Genomic DNA, 18376 nt, shown 5'->3' with positions numbered 1-18376 from the left:
GTCTCCCGTGTCCATCTCGGTGCTCCTGGTCGACGATCAGGAACTGATGCGCATGGGTCTGTCGATGGTTCTCGGCGCGCAGCCCGACATCGACGTGGTGGGCGACGTGCCCGACGGTGCCACCGCGATCGCCGCGGCCGCGCGCCTCGAACCGGACGTCGTGCTGATGGACGTCCGCATGCCCGGTATCGACGGTGTCTCGGCCACCGAACGCATCATCGCGGCGCAACCCGAGGTGCGGGTCATCGTCATGACGACCTTCGACCTGGACGAACACGCCCTGGGCGCACTGCGTGCCGGTGCCAGCGGATTCCTCCTCAAGGACACGCCTCCGGAGGACCTCGTGTCCGCGATCCGCAGCGTGGCGGCAGGGGACGCCGTCGTCTCGCCGCGGGTGACCCGACGTCTGCTCTCCCGCATCGTCGCCGGGCAACCGCGCGATGTTCCCGGACGATCGGCAGCCGTCGAGTCGCTCACCGACCGTGAGCGCGAGGTGCTGCTGCTCATCGCCGCCGGCAAGTCGAACGCCGAGATCGCGGGTGAGCTGTTCCTGTCCGAGGCGACCGTCAAGACCCACGTCGGCCGCATGCTCACCAAGCTCGGGCTGCGCGATCGCGTCCAGGCCGTCGTGCTCGCCTACGAGCTCGGACTGGTCACTCCGGGCGCCTGACCGGCCGGGAGAAAAACGAGGCGGTCGCGCGTTGACACGGCAGACGGGTTCGACCAGTCGCCGAAAGGACTCCCGCGATGCCACTGCTCTACTTCTTCCTCTACCTCGTCGTCGAGATCAGCGCCCTCGTGTGGCTCGGCTCGGCGATCGGCATCCTGTGGACGGTGTTCGTGGTGATCGCACTGTCCGCTCTGGGCATGGTCGCGATCCGCTCCCAGGGTCGGCGCGTGCTCTCGGAACTGCGCTCGGCCAACGCCGGACGCCGCTCACCCGGCGGCGCGGTCGCGGACGGTGCGCTCGTGGCCCTCGGCTCGGTCCTGCTGACGATCCCCGGTCTCGTCTCGAGCGTCCTCGGCCTGCTGCTGATGATCCCGCTGACCCGCGCGCTGCTGCGTCCGGTCATCGCCCGGTCCGCCGCCCGGCGCGTCGAGACGGCCGTGGCCTCGGGCCGTACGTTCCCGCCCGGTGGATTCGGGCCGCAGGGATTCGGGCCGCAGGGTTTCGGGGCCGGTCACGTGGTCATCGACGGCGACGTGATGCCGGACCGCGGGAATTCGGCCCCTCGCGACACGCGCGGTGTGATCGACGGCACCACCGGCCGCGACGAGCGCTGACCCCCGACACCCCGGCCGCCCGACACCGGGCACACTGGCGAGCGTGAGTACGCATCTGCTGGTCGGCGGACGGATCTACAGCCCGTCCGCGCCCGACGCGACAGCCATGGCCGTCACCGACGGCACCGTCGTCTGGATCGGTGAGGATCGCCCCGCGCGGGCGCTGCATCCCGACGCCGAGGTGGTGGAACTGAACGGGGAGTTCGTGACTCCCGCGTTCGTGGACACCCACGTCCACACCACCGCCACCGGTCTGGCGCTCATCGGACTCGATCTGAGCGGCGCTCGGTCTCTCGACGAGTGCCTGCGTGCTCTCGCGGCGTACGCGGCCGAGGACGGGGGCACCCTGATCTGGGGGCAGAACTGGGACGAGTCGACGTGGCCGGAGGGGCGCGGCCCCACCACCGCGGAGCTCGACGCCGCAGCACCCGGACGGGCCGTGTACCTCTCGCGCATCGACGCGCACTCCGCGGCGTGCTCGACGGTGCTGCGTCGCGCCGCCGGAGACGTGGTCGCCACCGCAGATCCGCAACGGCCGCTCATCGCGGAGGCGCACCATGCCGTGCGCACCCGGGCGCTGGACCTGCTGAGCCCCGCGGGCCGGCACCGCGCCCGCGTCGCCGCGCTCGATCATGCTGCCGCGCACGGGGTCGCCGCCGTGCACGAGTGCGCCGGCCCCGACATCTCCGGCCGCGTCGACCTGGCCGAACTCCTCGCCCTCGAGCACGGCGTCGAGGTGCGCGCCTACTGGGGCGAGGCCGTCTCGACCCCGGACGAGGCGACGGCACTCCTGGCCGCGACCGGCGCGCACGCCCTGGGCGGCGACCTCTTCGTCGACGGTTCGATCGGCTCGCACACCGCCTGGCTGCACGACCACTATGCTGACCACTCCGGTTGCGGCCGTTCGTATCTCGACGTCGACGTGATCGCGGCGCACGTCTCCGCCTGCACGCGGGCCGGGATCCAGGCCGGCTTCCACGTCATCGGCGACGCCGCCACCAGTGCCGTGGTCGAGGCGTTCGGGCGGGTCGTGGCCGAGCTCGGCGGCCCCGCCGTGGCGTCTCGCGGCCATCGCCTCGAGCACATCGAGATGGTGTCGTCCGAGCAGGCCGACGCCCTCGCGGCGTGGGGTGTCATCGCGAGCGTGCAACCGGTGTTCGACACCTACTGGGGCGGTGAGGAGGGCCTGTACGCCACCCGACTCGGCGCGGAGCGCGCTCGCGCACTCAACCCGCTGGCGATGATGGCGTCCGCCGGGGTGTCGCTGGCCATCGGGTCGGACGCACCCGTCACGCCGCTCGAGCCCTGGCGCGGTGTCCGCGGAGCGGTCAACCACCGCACACCGGGCAGTGCCGTCTCGCCCCGCGCCGCGTTCTCCGCGGCGACGCGCGGCGCCTGGCGCGCCGGGGGAGTACGCGACGGCCTGGCCGGCACGCTGGTGCCGGGCGCGCCGGCCAGCTATGCGGTGTGGGACGCCGCGGAACTGGTCGTGAGCGCACCACGGGACTCGGTCCAGCGCTGGTCCACCGACCCGCGGTCACGAGTTCCGGCCCTGCCTCGCCTCGATCCCGAGGCGCCGGACCCGGTGTGCCTGGAGACCGTGCACCGCGGCACCACGGTGTACCGCGCGTGAGCGTTCCCGCTCGACTGATCCCACCCGCGCGGCTCGCTCTCTCGGCCGGCGCCGGCGCGCTCCTGTTCGCGTCGTTCCCACCGCGATCACTGTGGTTTCTCGCGCCCGTCGCCCTGGCGCTCGTCACGTTCGTCCTGACCGAGCGGCGGGTCGACGATCCGGCGCGCGCCCTGTCGCTGAAGGGCGGCTTCCTGTACGGGTTCGCCTTCGGCCTCGGCTTCTTCCTGCCGCTGCTCCCGTGGATCGGCGTGTACGTCGGACCGCTGCCGTGGATCGCCCTTGCCGTCGCGGAGTCACTGTTCCTCGGTCTGTTCGGACTGCTCGCCGTGGTGGTGTCCCGCCTGCCGCTCGCCGCGGTGTGGATCACCATGGTGTGGTCACTGACGGAGTGGTTGCGCAGCACGGTCCCGTTCGGCGGATTCCCCTGGGGCCGTCTGGCCTTCGGTCAGTCCGAGTCACCCCTGCTTCCGCTGGCCGCACTCGGCGGCGCCCCGCTGCTCAGCGCCGCGGTGGCACTGATCGGTGTGTGCCTGACGCTGCTGTGCAGGACGGTGCGAACCGGCTTCGCCGTCACTTCGGTCGCCGGGCTGGTCGCGCTCGCCGCCGTGGCGCCGGTCGTCGCCCTCTCCGTACGCCCCACGCTCGCGGGTCCGCAGGACGGCGACGACACGATCACCATCGCGGCCATCCAGGGCAGCGTTCCCCGGCTCGGCCTCGACTTCAACGCGCAACGCCGCCAGGTGCTCGACAACCACGTGAACGAGACTCTCCGGCTGGCGGAGGAGGTCGAGGCGGGGCGGACACCGAAGCCCGACGTCGTCATCTGGCCGGAGAACGCGTCGGACGTCGATCCCACCCGCGACGCGACCGCAGCGGCCGAGATCACCGCCGCCTCCGTGCGGATCGACGCACCGATTCTCGTGGGCGCGGTGCTGTCGAATGCCGACGGCACCTCCACCAACTCGGTCATCGCCTGGGACGGAGCCGCCGGACCGGGGGAGCGCCACGACAAGAAGATCGTCCAACCGTTCGGGGAGTACCTGCCGTACCGCAGCTTCTTCCGGTTGTTCTCCTCGTACGCCGACTCGGCGGGCAACTTCGTGCCCGGCGACGGTGACGGCGTCGTGCACGTGCCCGCCGGCACGGATCGCGAGCAGCGGGCCCTCGCCGTGGGAGTCGCGACCTGCTACGAGGTGGCCTTCGACCGCGCACCCACCGAGGCGGTGCGCGCCGGCGCCCAGATTCTCGCGGTGCCCACCAACAACGCGACCTTCGGCGACACGGAGATGACCTACCAGCAGCTGGCCATGTCGCGAGTCCGGGCGGTGGAGCACTCGAGGACCGTCGTTGTCGCTGCCACCAGCGGGGTCAGCGCCGTCATCGCGCCCGATGGTTCCGTGACCTCGCGAACCGCTCTCTTCGACGCCGACCATCTGGTCGCCACGGTGGGTCTGCGCACCGACACCACACTCGCGACACGGCTGGGATCCACCGTCGAGTACGTGTTCGTGGCCCTCGGCGTCCTGAGTGTGATCGGCGCCACGATACCGAACGTTCGACGGCGTCGGGCCCGCTGACCGGGCACACGGCTCCGCGTCCGCTGGTCGGGGCGGTCTTTCCGCACTTTTCGTGATCTGTCACCGCGATGGACGTAACGTTTCGGGTCCGCAAACCGAGAAGTTGGTAAGTCTCACCCATCCACGGCGGGTGGTTGAGCGAATGCCACATACAGCTCAGTACAGAGTGCGACCACGGTCGGGGACACCGGAAGTCACACACAGCACGCAGACGTGCGGCCTGATCGGCCGCGGCGTCGATGCTCTCTGCGTCCGTTCGGTGGAAGTGTGCGTCGTCTCGCACAGCCCGGGGAGCAGGACCGCTCCTCGGCCACGGGACCGACGAGGAGGAGCGAACGATGACGACGTCGGACAGCGCACCGAGAACCACCGAACCGGCCGACACGACACCTACCGTGAACCGGACAGCGTCCGATCCCTTCCCGCTCTCCCCGGCGCAGGCCAGCCTGTGGTTCGCCCAGAAGCTCGCTCCCGAGGTTCCCCTCACCGTCGCGCAGTACGTCGACGTGCAGGGTGACCTCGACATCGACCTGCTCGAGCGCGTGGGTGCCCGCGCGGCCGCGGAACTCCAATCCGGCGAGATCAGGCTCGTGGAGATCGACGGTCAGCCGTATCAGGTCGTCGACCCGGCAGCCACCGTGCGCACCACTCGGCTCGACGTCCGGTCCGAGGCGGACCCGATCGCCGCGGCCCTGGCCTGGATGCAGAAGGAGATGCGCTCCCCGGTCGATCTGGACCGCGATCCGCTGACCGTCAACGTCGTCTTCCGCGTCGAGGACCACCGCTACTTCTGGTACACCCGCATGCACCACATCGCCGGTGACGGATACGGCGCCGTCACCGCCATGAAGCGCGTCGCCGAGCTGTACACCAACGAGCAGGCCGGTGTTCCCACCCCGGACAGCAAGGCCGGCGACCTGGCCACGCTCTACGCGGCAGAACGCGCGTACCGCACCTCCACCAGGTTCGAGACCGACCGCGCCTTCTGGCAGGACACGCTCCAGGGTCTGCCGGACACCTTCTCCCTCGCCGATCGCACCGCCCCGGCCGCGCCGAGTCGCCTGCGACTCAACGGTGTCACCGACGAGACCGTCGGCGACATGCTCACCTCCGCGGAGGAGCGATTCGACGCCAGTGCCGCTGCCGTCGTGGCCGCGTCCTTCGCCGCCTACCTGCACCGGGTCACCGGGCGCGCCGACGTCGTCATGAGTCTGCCGGTGTCCGTCCGCACCACCGCGGCGCTGCGCCGCTCGGGCGGCATGGTGTCCAACGTCGTACCGATCCGCGTGCACATCTCGCCCGACATGAACATCGGCGACCTGGTGTCGTCGGTGACCCTCGAGATCACCGGTGCGCTGCGCCACCAGAAATACCGCCACGAGGACATCCGCCGCGACCACGGCAGCTCGACCATGCACCGCGGGTTCTTCGGACCCATGGTGAACATCATGCTGTTCGACTGGACCGTCGGTCTGGGCGATCTGGTGGGCCGGCTGCACCTGCTCTCCAGCGGTCCCATCGAGGACTTCACCTTCAACGTCTACAACAGCGGCGGCAACTCGCTGAACATCGACTTCGAGGGCAACCCGTCGCTGTACGACGAGGACACCCTCGCCGCCCATCATCGGCGGTTCCTCGCCTTCTTCGAGAACTTCCTGGGACGCGGGGCACGAACTCGCGTCTCCGGTCTCGACGTCGTGCTGCCCGACGAGTACGACCGTGTGGTCACCGAGTTCAACGACACAGCCGTGAGCGTTCCGCGGACCACGCTGCCCGCGCTGTTCGACGCACAGGTGCGGCGCACCCCGGACGCGACGGCCCTGGAGTTCGCCGGCACCGCACTGACGTACGCGGAACTCGATCGTCGCTCGTCCCGCCTGGCGCGGGCGTTGATCGCCCGCGGCGTCGGACCCGACGTGCTCGTGGGCCTGGCCATGCAGCGCTCGCTCGACCTCGTCGTCGCGATGTACGCGATCGAGAAGGCCGGCGGCGCCTACGTACCGCTCGACCCCGATCATCCCGCCGAGCGTCTCGGCCACGTCCTCGACACCGCCCGGCCCGCGTGCGTGCTGACGGTGTCCACGCAGGGTGTCGTCCTGCCCGACACCGCTGCGCGCGTCGACGTCGACATGCTTGATCTCGCCGGCCTCGCCGACACACCGGTCGGCGACAGTGAGCGCACGGCGACTCTGCGACCCGATTCGCTGGCGTACGTGATCTTCACGTCGGGTTCCACGGGCCGCCCCAAGGGTGTCGGGGTGTCGCACCAGGCGATCGTCAACCGACTGCTGTGGATGCAGAACGAGTACTACCTCGGCGCCGACGACGCCGTGTTGCAGAAGACTCCGGCGACGTTCGACGTCTCGGTGTGGGAGTTCTTCTGGCCGCTCCAGGTCGGCGCCCGCCTGGTGATCGCGGAGCCCGACGGGCATCGCGATCCGCGCTACCTCTCCTCGATCATCGCCGGATCGGGCGTCACCACGGCACATTTCGTGCCCTCGATGCTCGGCGCCTTCGTCGCTGAACTGCGCGCGTCCGACGCCCGGCTCGGTGACCTGCGTCAGGTGTTCTGCAGCGGTGAGGCACTGCCCGCGGAGACGGCATCGGCATTCCGCTCGCTCACCGGGTCCGCGCTGCACAACCTCTACGGGCCGACCGAGGCCGCCGTCGACGTCACCTACTGGGAGGTGACCGACGCCGACGCCGTCACGGTGCCGATCGGACGGCCGGTGTGGAACACCGCGTTGCAGATCCTGGACGCCCGGCTCGAGCCGGTTCCGGTGGGAACGGCGGGCGAGCTCTACCTCGCGGGCGACCAGCTCGCCCGTGGCTACGTCGGTCGGCCCGATCTGAGCGCCGATCGGTTCGTCGCCGACCCGCTGTCGGCGCACGGCACCCGCATATACCGCACCGGCGACCTGGCGCGTTGGCGGGCCGACGGCGCCGTCGAGTACCTGGGCCGCACCGACTTCCAGGTCAAGATCCGAGGACTGCGGATCGAGCTCGGCGACGTCGAGGCGGCTCTGGTCGCGCATCCCGCCGTGCACCACGCGGTGGCCGTGGCCCACGTCGACGAGCGCGGCGAGACCACGCTCGTCGCGTACGTCGCACCCGAGCCCGGCACCGACGCGGCGAGCGTCGAGGTCCGCGCTGTCGCCGCGACCGTCGCCGACCGCCTCCCGTCCTACATGGTGCCGTCGCTGGTGATCGTTCTCGACGCACTTCCGTTGAGCGCCAACGGCAAGGTCGACCGCAAGGCACTGCCGGAACCGGTGCGCCGCCGGGCCGACGTGCCCTCGGTCCCGCCGCGCACAGAGGTCGAGCGACGCATCGCCGAGACCATCGCCGACGTGCTGGACGTCCCCGTTCCCGGTGTCCACGACAGCTTCTTCGAGATCGGCGGCAACTCGCTGCTGGCCACGCGCGTGGTCTCCCGCATCAGCGCCGAGCTCGGTGCCGACGTGGGCATCAAGGACCTCTTCGAGGCGCCGACCGTGGCACGTCTGGCGGATCGCGTCGCCCATGCGCCCGTGGTCACCACCGGGCCGCCGCTGGTCGCAGGACCTCGCCCGGATCGCATTCCCCTCTCGCTCGCCCAACAGCGACTGTGGTTCCTGAACCGGTTCGACTCGGCGTCCCCGGCGTACAACATGCCGTTCGCCATCACGCTGCACGGCGACCTCGACGCGGACGCTCTGAGTGTCGCGCTCGCCGACGTCCTGGAGCGCCACGAGACGCTGCGCACCGTGTATCCCGACTCCGCCGACGGCCCGCACCAGGTGGTGCTGGACCCCGCGCACCACGACCTCGCGCCGATCGACACCGACGACTCGGCGCTGGCCGACACCGTGCGGGAGTTCGCGTCTCACGGATTCGACGTCACGCGGGAGCACCCGGTCCGCGTCCGCCTGTTCCGCACCTCGCCGACGTCGCACACGCTGGCCGTGGTGCTGCACCACATCGCGTCGGACGGGTTCTCCTTCGGCCCCCTCGCGACCGATGTCATGACCGCCTACGCTGCGCGGACACAGGGGAGTGCGCCGCTGTGGGCACCGCTCGACGTGCAGTACGCGGACTTCACGCTCTGGCAGCACGCCGCACTCGGAGACGAGAACGATCCGACCTCGGTCCTGCGCAGTCAGATCGACTACTGGACCGCGCGGTTGGACGGCCTGCCCGACACGCTCGAGCTGCCGACGGATCGCCCCCGTCCCGCTGCACCGTCGCACCGCGGCGGCGCCCACGACTTCCACATCGACGCCGATCTACACCAGCAGCTCCTCGTGCTCGCATCGGACACCTCGGCCAGCCTGTTCATGGTGTTGCACGCGGCACTGTCCGCGCTGCTGGGACGGCTCGCGGACTCGGACGACGTCGCGATCGGGTCGCCCATCGCCGGTCGCGGCCACCGCGCGCTCGACGGACTCGTCGGCATGTTCGTCAACACACTGGTGCTGCGGTCGACGCCCGCGCCGCACGTCCCGTTCACCGAACTCCTCCGCGAGGTACGCGATCACGACCTCGAGGCGTTCGCCCGCGCGGACGTCCCGTTCGAGCGTGTCGTCGACGCGGTGGCACCGGAACGCTCGACGTCGCGCCACCCGCTGTTCCAGGTCGTTCTCTCCTTCGAGAACCTCGCGCCGGTCCGCGTCGAGATGGCCGGACTGGATGTCGAGGTCGCCGAGATCGACTCCGGCACAGCCAAGTTCGACCTCACACTGCAGCTCTCGGAGCGCACCACGGTCGACGGTCGGCCCGACGGGGTCGATGCGCGCCTGGGCTACGCCCGCGATCTGTTCGACGACGCGACCGCCGCGACGATGGCGCAGCGACTGGTGTCCGTCATGCGATCGGTCGCGGTGGATCCCACCCGAGCGATCGGCGACATCGACCTGTCCACGTCCACCGACGCTCCTGCCGTCCTCGTGGGCGCGGCAGCCGGGCCCACCTCGTCGCTCGCCGACATCCTCGTCTCGGCCGCGCGGCGCGATCCGTCCGCCACCGCCGTCGTCACGGCGGACGGCTCCGTCACGTACGGCGAACTCGACGACGCGTCGGACCTGCTGGCGCACGCGTTGATCGCCGAGGGAGTCGGCCCGGAATCGATCGTGCCCGTGTGCCTCGAGCGCTCGATCGACTCGATCGTCGCGACCTGGGCCGTGACAAAGACCGGCGCCGCCTTCCTCCCGGTGGATCCGCGCTACCCGGCGGACCGCATCGAGCGCATGGTCACCGACGTCGCCGCGTCCCTCGGCATCGCTGCCGCGGGAGCCGCACTGCCCGTTGCGGTCCGGTGGGTCACCGTCGATCACCGATCCGACGAGTCCTCGGCGGCACTGCCCGTACGGGTGCGCCCGGAGAACCCGGCCTACCTCATCTTCACGTCCGGATCCACGGGCACCCCCAAGGCGGTCGTGGTGCCGCACCGCGGCCTCGCCGACTTCGCCCGCGAGCAGGTGGCGACCTACCGAGTCGGACCGCTATCGCGCACACTGCATTTCGCCTCGCCGAGTTTCGACGCCTCGATCCTGGAACTGCTCATGGGATTCGCCGCGGGCGCGACCGTCGTGGTCGCCGGTACCGACGTCTACGGCGGCGACCGCCTCACCGCACTGCTGCGTGATCAGCGGGTGACCCACGCCTTCGTCACCCCTGCTGCTCTCGAGACGGTGGACCCTGCGGACCTCGACGCTCTGACCTTCGTCGGGGTCGGCGGCGACGTCTGCAGTCCCGCCCTCGTCGAACGGTGGGCGCCCGGCCGCCGCATGCTCAACCTGTACGGGCCGTCCGAGGCCACCGTCGTCGCGACCCTGACACCGCCGATGGCACCCGGCTCGCCCGTCACCATCGGCGCCCCGCGCCGGGGTGTCGACGTGCGGGTGCTCGATCGTCGTCTGCGCCCGGTGGTCCCCGGAGTTCCCGGCGAGCTCTACCTGTCCGGGCCGGCGCTGGCCCGCGGGTACCTCGGGCGCCTGCCGCTGACCTCGACCCGCTTCGTCGCCGATCCGTTCGGCACCCCGGGTGACCGTATGTACCGCACCGGCGACGTCGTCGCCGCCGTGACCACCACCGCGGGAACCGAACTGGTGTTCCGCGGCCGAGCCGACGACCAGGTCAAGGTGCGGGGTCACCGCATCGAACTCGCCGAGATCGACGCGGTGCTCCAGCGTCATCCGTCGGTCACGTTCTCCGTCACGAGCGTGCAGAACGCGGGCCGGGCCGACGCCCGCCTGGTCTCGCACCTCACGCTCGCGCCGGGCACCGCCGGAACCGAGCCGGTGCTCGGGCACGCCCGCCGCACCCTGCCCGGGTACATGGTGCCGTCCGCGGTGGTCGTGCTCGACGAGGTGCCCCTCACCCCGTCGGGCAAGCTCGATCGCCGCGCGCTGCCGATGCCCACACCGGAGACGGCGGAGACGGCGTACCGCGAGCCCCGCACCGAGACCGAGTGGACCGTCGCCCGCGTGTTCGCGGACGTCCTGACGGTGCCCCGGGTCGGTCTGGACGACAGCTTCTTCGACGCCGGTGGCAACTCGTTGATGGCGACCCGTGTCACGAGTGCGATCGGCGCCGCGCTGAGCCGTGAGGTGGAGGTGCGCACTCTCTTCGAGGCCCCGACCGTCGAGGCGCTCGCGGCTCACCTCGACGCCGACAGCGGTGCGGCGTCGCGGATCCCGCTCGTCGCGATCCCGGCGGCGAGCCGTCCGGACCGGATTCCGCTGTCGTCGCCGCAGCAACGGCTGTGGTTCCTCAACCGCTTCGACCCGACCTCCGACGCCTACAACATCTCGTTCTCGGTGCACCTGGACGGCGTCCTCGACGCCCCCGCGATGGCACTGGCGTTGGCCGACGTGGTGGAACGGCACGAGAGCCTGCGGACCATGTTCCCCGAGAGCGATCACGGACCGCACCAGGTCGTCGCACCGGCAGCACCCGCACCGCTCACGACGACCGTCGTGGACCGCGGCGACGTCGCGGACGCGCTGACCCGGTTCGCCCGTCGCGGGTTCGATCTCACGGTCGAGACCCCGCTGCGCACCACTCTTCTGTCGATCTCCGAGACGGAGCACGTGCTCGGTCTCGTCGTACACCACATCGCCGCGGACGGGTGGTCCCTCGGACCGCTGACCCGCGACGTCATGGTCGCCTACGCTGCCCGCACCCGCGGAGCTACCCCGCAGTGGACCCCACTTCCGGTGCAGTACAGCGACTTCACCCTGTGGCAGCGAGCCGTGCTCGGAGACGAGGCCGACCCGGAGAGCCGGGCACACCGCGACCTCTCCTTCTGGACCGACACTCTGGCCGACCTTCCCGACGAGTGCACCCTGCCCGGCGATCGCGTCCGCCCGGCGGCGCCGTCCCACCGGGCCGGCGTCCACGAGTTCGCCGTCGATCCGGCCGTGATGACCGCACTGTCGGCCGCCGCCGAGCGCCGGGGCAGCACCACGTTCATGGCGATGCACGCCGCACTCGCGGTCACGCTCGCTCGGCTCGCCGACACCCGGGACGTGGTGATCGGCACCCCGATCGCCGGCCGACGCGATCGCGCACTGGACGAGCTGGTCGGCATGTTCGTCGGCACCCTGGTCCTGCGCTCCGACGTGGCGCCGTCCGACACCTTCGCCGACCTTCTCGGCCGGGTCCGCAGCACCGATCTCGACGCGTTCGCTCACGCGGACCTGCCGTTCGAGCGTCTGGTCGACGCTCTGTCGCCGTCGCGGACGGCCGGCCGGCACCCGCTCGTGCAGGTCGTGCTGGCTTTCCAGTCCGACGGTGTCACCAGCGGCGAACTCGACGGTCTCACCGTCACCGCGTCGGAGATCGATCTGCAGCGCAGCAAGTTCGACGTCGAGCTCGCCGTCACGGAGAGCACCGACGCCGACGGCGAGCGGTCGTGGCGGTTCCGCGTCACCTACACGCGCGATCTCTACGACGAGAGCACCATCGCCGCCTTCGCGGACCGTGTCAGCGCCGTGCTCACCACGGTGGCCCGAGACCCGTCGGTGACCGTGGGCGACATCGATCTCCTGTCCCATCAGGAGTCCCGCGAACTGACGACACGGGCCGGCGAGCGTCCCGACGCACCGGTACTGCTGCCCGACCTGTGGGCCGCCGTCGCGCGGGAGAACGCGAACACCACTGCGCTGGTGCATGATCCGTCCCACGGCGTCGACGTCACGGCTCGGCGGTCGCGCACGTACGCCGAGCTCGATGCCGACGCCACCCGTCTCGCCCGGGTCCTGCTCGAACGCGGAGCCGGACCCGAGCGTGTCGTCGCCCTGGCGCTCACCCGGTCGGCGGAGTCCGTCGTTGCGATGCTCGCCGTGGCGATGACGGGCGCGGCCTGGGTCCCCGTCGATCCGCGCTACCCGGCGGACCGCATCGACCACATGCTCACCGACAGCGGGGCCGACCTCGGTGTCTGCACCGTGGCCGACCGCCCGGCGGCAGGACGGGACGTCGACTGGATCGTGCTCGACGACCCGGCCACCGTCGCCGACATCGCGGCCCGGTCGACGGAACCCGTCACGGACCGTGACCGGACGTCCACGCTGCGGGTCGGCCATCCGGCCTACGTCATCTACACCTCCGGATCGACGGGACTGCCCAAGGGCGTCGCCGTGACGCACTCGGGACTCTCCTCGTTCGCAGAGGTGCAGCGCACGACGTTCGGCATCACCGGAACATCGCGGACCCTGCACTTCGCCTCGCCGAGCTTCGACGCGTCGGTGCTCGAGATCCTGATGGCGATGGGCGCCGGCTCCACCGTCGTCGTCGCCCCGAGCGACGTCTACGGCGGCGCGGAACTGGCCCAACTGATCGACCGCGAGTCGGTCTCGCACGCCTTCGTCACCCCGGCCGCGCTCGCGACCGTCGACGTCGCCGCCGGATCACTGCCGAGTCTCACCACCGTGGTGGTGGGCGGCGACACGTGCTCCGCGGACCTGGTGCGGCGCTGGTCGGTCGGACGTTCGCTGTACAACGGGTACGGCCCGACGGAGGCGACCATCGTCGCCGCCATCGCGGAACTGCGTGCCGACGAACCGGTCACCATCGGTACGCCCATCGCCGGAGTCCGCGCCGTGGTGCTCGACGCGCGTCTGCATCCGGTGCCGGTCGGCGTCACGGGTGAGCTGTACCTGTCGGGTGTCGGCGTCGCTCGCGGCTACCTCGACCGCGCGGGACTGACGGCGGGCCGGTTCGTGGCCGATCCGTACGGCACCGCGGGGGAGCGGATGTACCGCACCGGCGATGTCGTGCGGTGGACTGCGGACGGCCGGCTCGACTACGTCGGACGCTCGGACACCCAGGTCAAGATCCGCGGATTCCGCATCGAGCTCGGTGAGATCGACGCCGCACTGACGAGGGACCCGTCCGTCGGCTTCGCGCACACTCTGGTGCACACCGATGCCTCCGGTCGCGCCTCGCTGGCGTCCTACGTCGTCGCCGCCACCGGACACGACATCGATGTCGACGCGGTCACGGGCGGCGTCCGCTCCGTCCTGCCCGGCCACATGGTGCCGGCATCGATGACGGTTCTCGAGCGCATCCCTCTCACTCCCGTCGGCAAGCTGGACGTGCGGGCGCTTCCCGCCCCGGTCGTCGTGGCCGTCGACCGCACTCACGACGCGCCGGCCTCCGAGACCGAGCGGACCGTCGCCGAGACCGTGGCGGCAGTGCTGGACCTCGACGTCGAGGTCGGACGCGACGACAGCTTCTTCGCACTCGGTGGCAACTCCCTGTTGGCCACACAGGTCGCGTCCCGCCTGGGTTCCACTCGCGGCGTTCGGGTTCCGGTCCGGGCACTCTTCGAGCACCCGACGGTCGCAGCCCTCGCCGCGCACATCGACGGGCTCGCCGAGTCCGCCGGCCCCGCTCTCGAGGCACGGCCTCGACCCGACCGGATCCCGCTGTCCTCGGCGCAGCAACGCCTGTGGTTCCTCAACAGGTTCGACCGGGCGTCGGGGGCGTACAACGTGCCCTTCGCGGTGCGCCTGACGGGACCGCTCGACATCGCCGCGCTGGAGGCCGCGCTGCGCGACCTCGTCGACCGCCACGAGGTGCTCCGGACCGTGTACCCGGACTCGCCCGAGGGCCCGCACCAGGTGATCCTGCCTGCGCACGAGGTGCCGGTGGCGCTGGAGCCCGTCGTGACCGAGCCCTCCGCGGTGACGGCCGCGATCGTCACGAGCGCGGCCCGCGGGTTCGACGTGACCACGCAGGCGCCCCTGCGGGTGGACCTGCTCGAGGTGGCGGCCGGGGACGAGCACGTCCTCGTCGTCACGCTGCACCACATCGCCGCGGACGGCTGGTCGCTGGCGCCGCTCGCCGCCGACCTGCTCACCGCCTACACCGCGCGGTCCACCGGCACGGCACCCGCGACGGAGCCACTGACGGTGCAGTACGCGGACTACACGCTGTGGCAGCGTGACCGGCTCGGCTCCGAGGACGACCCGTCGAGCCTCGTCTCGACGCAACTGGCGTACTGGACGGCGGCGTTGACCGGAGCGCCCGACCGTATCGACATCCCCACCGACCGTCCGCGGCCGAGCGTGCCGTCTCACCGGGGCGGGGTGGTCACCACCACGGTGGGTGTCGACACGCACCGGCGGCTCGTCGACCTTGCGCGGCGGGAGAACGCGACGCTGTTCATGGCCGTCCACACCGCCCTTGCCGTCGTGCTCGGCCGTCTCGCCGGCCGCTTCGACACGTCCGTCGGTACCGCGGTCGCCGGCCGCGGCGACCAGGCACTGGACGCGCTGGTCGGAATGTTCGTCAACACGCTGGTCCTGCGCACGCGGGTCTCGCCGACCGCGTCGCTGACCGAGGCGTTGCAGCACGTGCGCGCGGTCGATCTGGACGCGTTCGCGCACCCCGACGTTCCGTTCGAACGTCTGGTGGACGTGCTGCACCCGCAGCGCAGCACGAGCCATCACCCGTTGTTCCAGATCATGTTGTCGTTGCAGGACGACGTTCCGACGACTGCCCGCATGGGCGAGGTGACCGTCGACGCGGCCGAGGTGGACGTCGCCGTCGCCAAGTTCGACATCCAGTTCACGGTCACCGACCGGCGCACCGACGACCGGGAGCCGGCGGGGCTGACCGTCACCGCCGACTACGCGACCGATCTGTTCGACGCCGCCACCGTGAGCACCATGCTCGATCGTCTGGTGGGCGTGTTGGGCGTCCTGGCCACCGAACCCGACCGCAGCATCGGCAGCGTCGAGATGTTGACCTCGCAGGAGCGAGCCCATCTGGTGCCCGTGCACGGCGGCGAGACCGATCCCGATCCGTCGCTGACCCTGTCCGAGGTGTTCGAGCAGACCGCACGCCGGGTTCCCGACCGCATCGCGGCGGAGTACCTCGGCGCCCACATCACCTACGGCGAGCTCGACCGACGTTCGACCACGCTGGCCCGAGCTCTCGTCCGGCGCGGTGTCGGACCGGAATCACTGGTGGCCCTGGGCTTCACGCGATCCTTCGACTCCCTCGTCGCGGTCCTGGCCGTCGCGAAGGCCGGCGGCGCCTTCGTCCCGGTCGACCCGCACTACCCGGCCGACCGCGTCCGTCACTTGCTGACGGACTCGGCGACCACGTGGGGACTGACGACCGCGGAGCACCTGGCGGCCGTGGACGGAGTCTCGTCGACACGGTGGCTCGTGCTCGACGACGCGGACACCCTGGCCGAGCTGGCTCGTACGTCCGACGAACCCCTCACACCCGCAGAGCTTCTCGTACCCATCGCTCTCGTGCACCCCGCGTACGTCATCTACACCTCGGGGTCGACCGGGACGCCGAAGGGCGTCGTCGTCACCCACGCCGGCCTGTCGAACTTCGCCGGCGAGCTGCGCGATCGATTCGAGGTCGACGAGACGGCGCGCGTACTGCACTTCGCGACACCGAGTTTCGACGCCGCCGTCATGGACCAGCTGTTCGCGTACGGATCCGGCGCGACACTCGTCGTGTCACCGCCCGGGGTCTACGGCGGCCGCGAACTGGGCGACCTGTTGGGATCGGAACGCATCACGCACGCCTTCATCACGACCGCGGCGTTGTCGACCGCGGACCCGGCGAGCGCGACGTCGTTGCGACACATCCTCGTCGGCGGCGAGGCGTGCCCACCGGAACTGGTGGAGCGCTGGGCTCCGGGACGCTCGCTGTACAACGTGTACGGGCCGACGGAGACGACCATCGTCACGACGATGAGTGCGCCGATGGTGCCCAAGGGTCCGGTCACGATCGGTGGACCGATCCGCGGTGTCGCGGCGCAGGTCCTCGACCGCCAGCTGCAACCGGTGCCGTTCGGCGTCGTCGGCGAGCTGTACCTTGCCGGACCGGAACTCGCTCGCGGCTACCTCGGGCGCACGGCGTTGACGTCGTCGCGGTTCGTCGCCGATCCGCACGGCAAGCCGGGTGAGCGCCTCTACCGCACCGGTGACCTGGTGCGCTGGCGCGAGTCCGCCGACGGCGACCCGACCCTGTCCTACGTGGGCCGGACCGATCATCAGGTCAAGATCCGCGGGTTCCGCATCGAGCTGGGTGAGATCGACGCCGCGTTCGACGTGCACGACGGCGTGGACTTTGCGACCACGATGGGCCACGTCCTGCCCTCGGGGGACACTGTGTTGGTGTCCTACGTCCTGCCGCACCGGGAGTCGTCGGTCGACACGGCGTCGCTGCGTCGCCATCTGCAGGAGCGACTGCCCGGCTACATGGTGCCGCAGTCGATCATGCTGCTGGACGAGCTGCCGCTGACCTCCGTCGGCAAGCTCGATCGGCGAGCGCTGCCCGCTCCGGAGTTCGCCGTCACCGGCGAGCATCGCGATCCGGGCACCGCGACCGAGCGCGCCGTCTGCGCTGTCTACGAGGAGATCCTGGGGGTGGCCGGAGTCGGACTCGACGACAGCTTCTTCGAACTCGGCGGCACATCGCTGGTGGGGACGCGCGTGGTCGCTCGACTCGAGGAGACCCTCGGCACGACGGTTCCGATGCAATGGTTGTTCACCGACTCCACGCCGGCAGCTCTCGCCGCGCGCATCGACGACACCGCGCATCTGTCGGCGGACGAGGTCGCGGCGACGGCCACGGCGTCACTGGACATGCTGCTGCCGCTGCGCCCGCAGGGTTCCGCGTCACCGGTGTTCTGCATCCATCCGGCGTTCGGACTGTCCTGGAGTTACAGCGGTCTGCTCGCCCACCTCGACTCGAATCAGCCGGTGTACGGCCTGCAGTCACCCGTCGTCTCGGGACGCACCGAGGAGTTCGACACGGTCGAGGAGCTGGCCCGGTACTACGTTCGCGAGATCCGGTCGATCCAGCCGCACGGTCCGTACCACCTGCTGGGCTGGTCGCTCGGAGGCCTCATCGCCCACGCGATGACCGTCGAGCTGCAGCGGGTGGGGGAGAGCGTCGCGACGCTGACCATGCTCGACAGCTACGTGCTCGCCGACGAGTACCTCGAGTCGACACCGTCGGTGCGGGATCTCATCGAGGAGTTCACCGGCCACGAGTTGCCGGCAGGCGTGGAACCGACGGTCGCGGAGGCGGCGGCCGCGCTGCGGTCCGAGGGTGGTCCGATGGCGGCGATGACCGTCGGCACCCTCGAGCGGCTGTACGCGGGCTACGTGAACGGGACCTCGCTGGCGCACGGGTACTCACCGGGCGTCGTGGACTGCGACGTGCTGTTCTTCACGGCGACCGAGGACGAGGTGAATCGGAACGACGTACGGCGGACCGCCTCGGCCTGGCGTCGACACGTCCGCGGTGCCATCCACGATCACGCGGTGCCGGTCGCACACTCCGCGATGACCGATCCGCAGGCACTCGCGATCATCGGACCGATCGTCGCGCAGCACCTGCGCTGATCTCGGACGGACCCGAG

Annotated in this window: 5 protein-coding genes; all 5 read left to right on the top strand. The window is 70.9% G+C overall.

Annotation, left to right across the window (positions count from 1 at the left end; genetic code table 11):
• Positions 1–7: 7 nt before the first annotated feature.
• The 5 genes from QRN16_RS04530 to QRN16_RS04510 all read left to right on the top strand — a co-directional run bounded on the left by QRN16_RS04530 (position 8) and on the right by QRN16_RS04510 (position 18359).
• Positions 8–670, top strand: coding sequence for a response regulator (locus QRN16_RS04530; protein WP_056444522.1), 663 nt, complete (start codon positions 8–10; stop codon positions 668–670).
• Between the two features lie 77 nt (positions 671–747).
• Positions 748–1284: an FxsA family protein gene (locus tag QRN16_RS04525; protein WP_285184792.1), complete on the top strand. Its 537-nt coding sequence runs from the start codon at positions 748–750 to the stop codon at positions 1282–1284.
• Between the two features lie 43 nt (positions 1285–1327).
• Entirely contained in the window at positions 1328–2917 is a 1590-nt protein-coding gene (locus QRN16_RS04520) for an amidohydrolase (RefSeq protein ID WP_027505386.1), read from the top strand.
• Positions 2914–4494, top strand: a complete 1581-nt coding sequence (gene lnt, locus QRN16_RS04515) for an apolipoprotein N-acyltransferase (RefSeq protein ID WP_056444513.1) — start codon at positions 2914–2916, stop codon at positions 4492–4494. The genes QRN16_RS04520 and lnt overlap by 4 nt, the downstream gene beginning before the upstream one ends.
• A gap of 338 nt (positions 4495–4832) precedes the next feature.
• On the top strand, positions 4833–18359 hold the full coding sequence (locus QRN16_RS04510; protein ID WP_285184785.1) for a non-ribosomal peptide synthetase: 13527 nt from the start codon (positions 4833–4835) through the stop codon (positions 18357–18359).
• Positions 18360–18376 lie beyond the last annotated feature (17 nt).

Origin of the sequence: Rhodococcus sp. MEB041 (assembly GCF_030208955.1) — a bacterium.
GTDB lineage: Bacteria > Actinomycetota > Actinomycetes > Mycobacteriales > Mycobacteriaceae > Rhodococcoides.
This window is presented reverse-complemented; position numbering and strand designations above follow the sequence as displayed.

Bases quoted from the DNA above. Each gene is read 5' to 3' on its own strand.
- QRN16_RS04525 (WP_285184792.1), top strand. From the start codon at position 748: ATGCCACTGCTCTACTTCTTCCTCTACCTCGTCGTCGAGATCAGCGCC.
- QRN16_RS04510 (WP_285184785.1), top strand. From the start codon at position 4,833: ATGACGACGTCGGACAGCGCACCGAGAACCACCGAACCGGCCGACACG.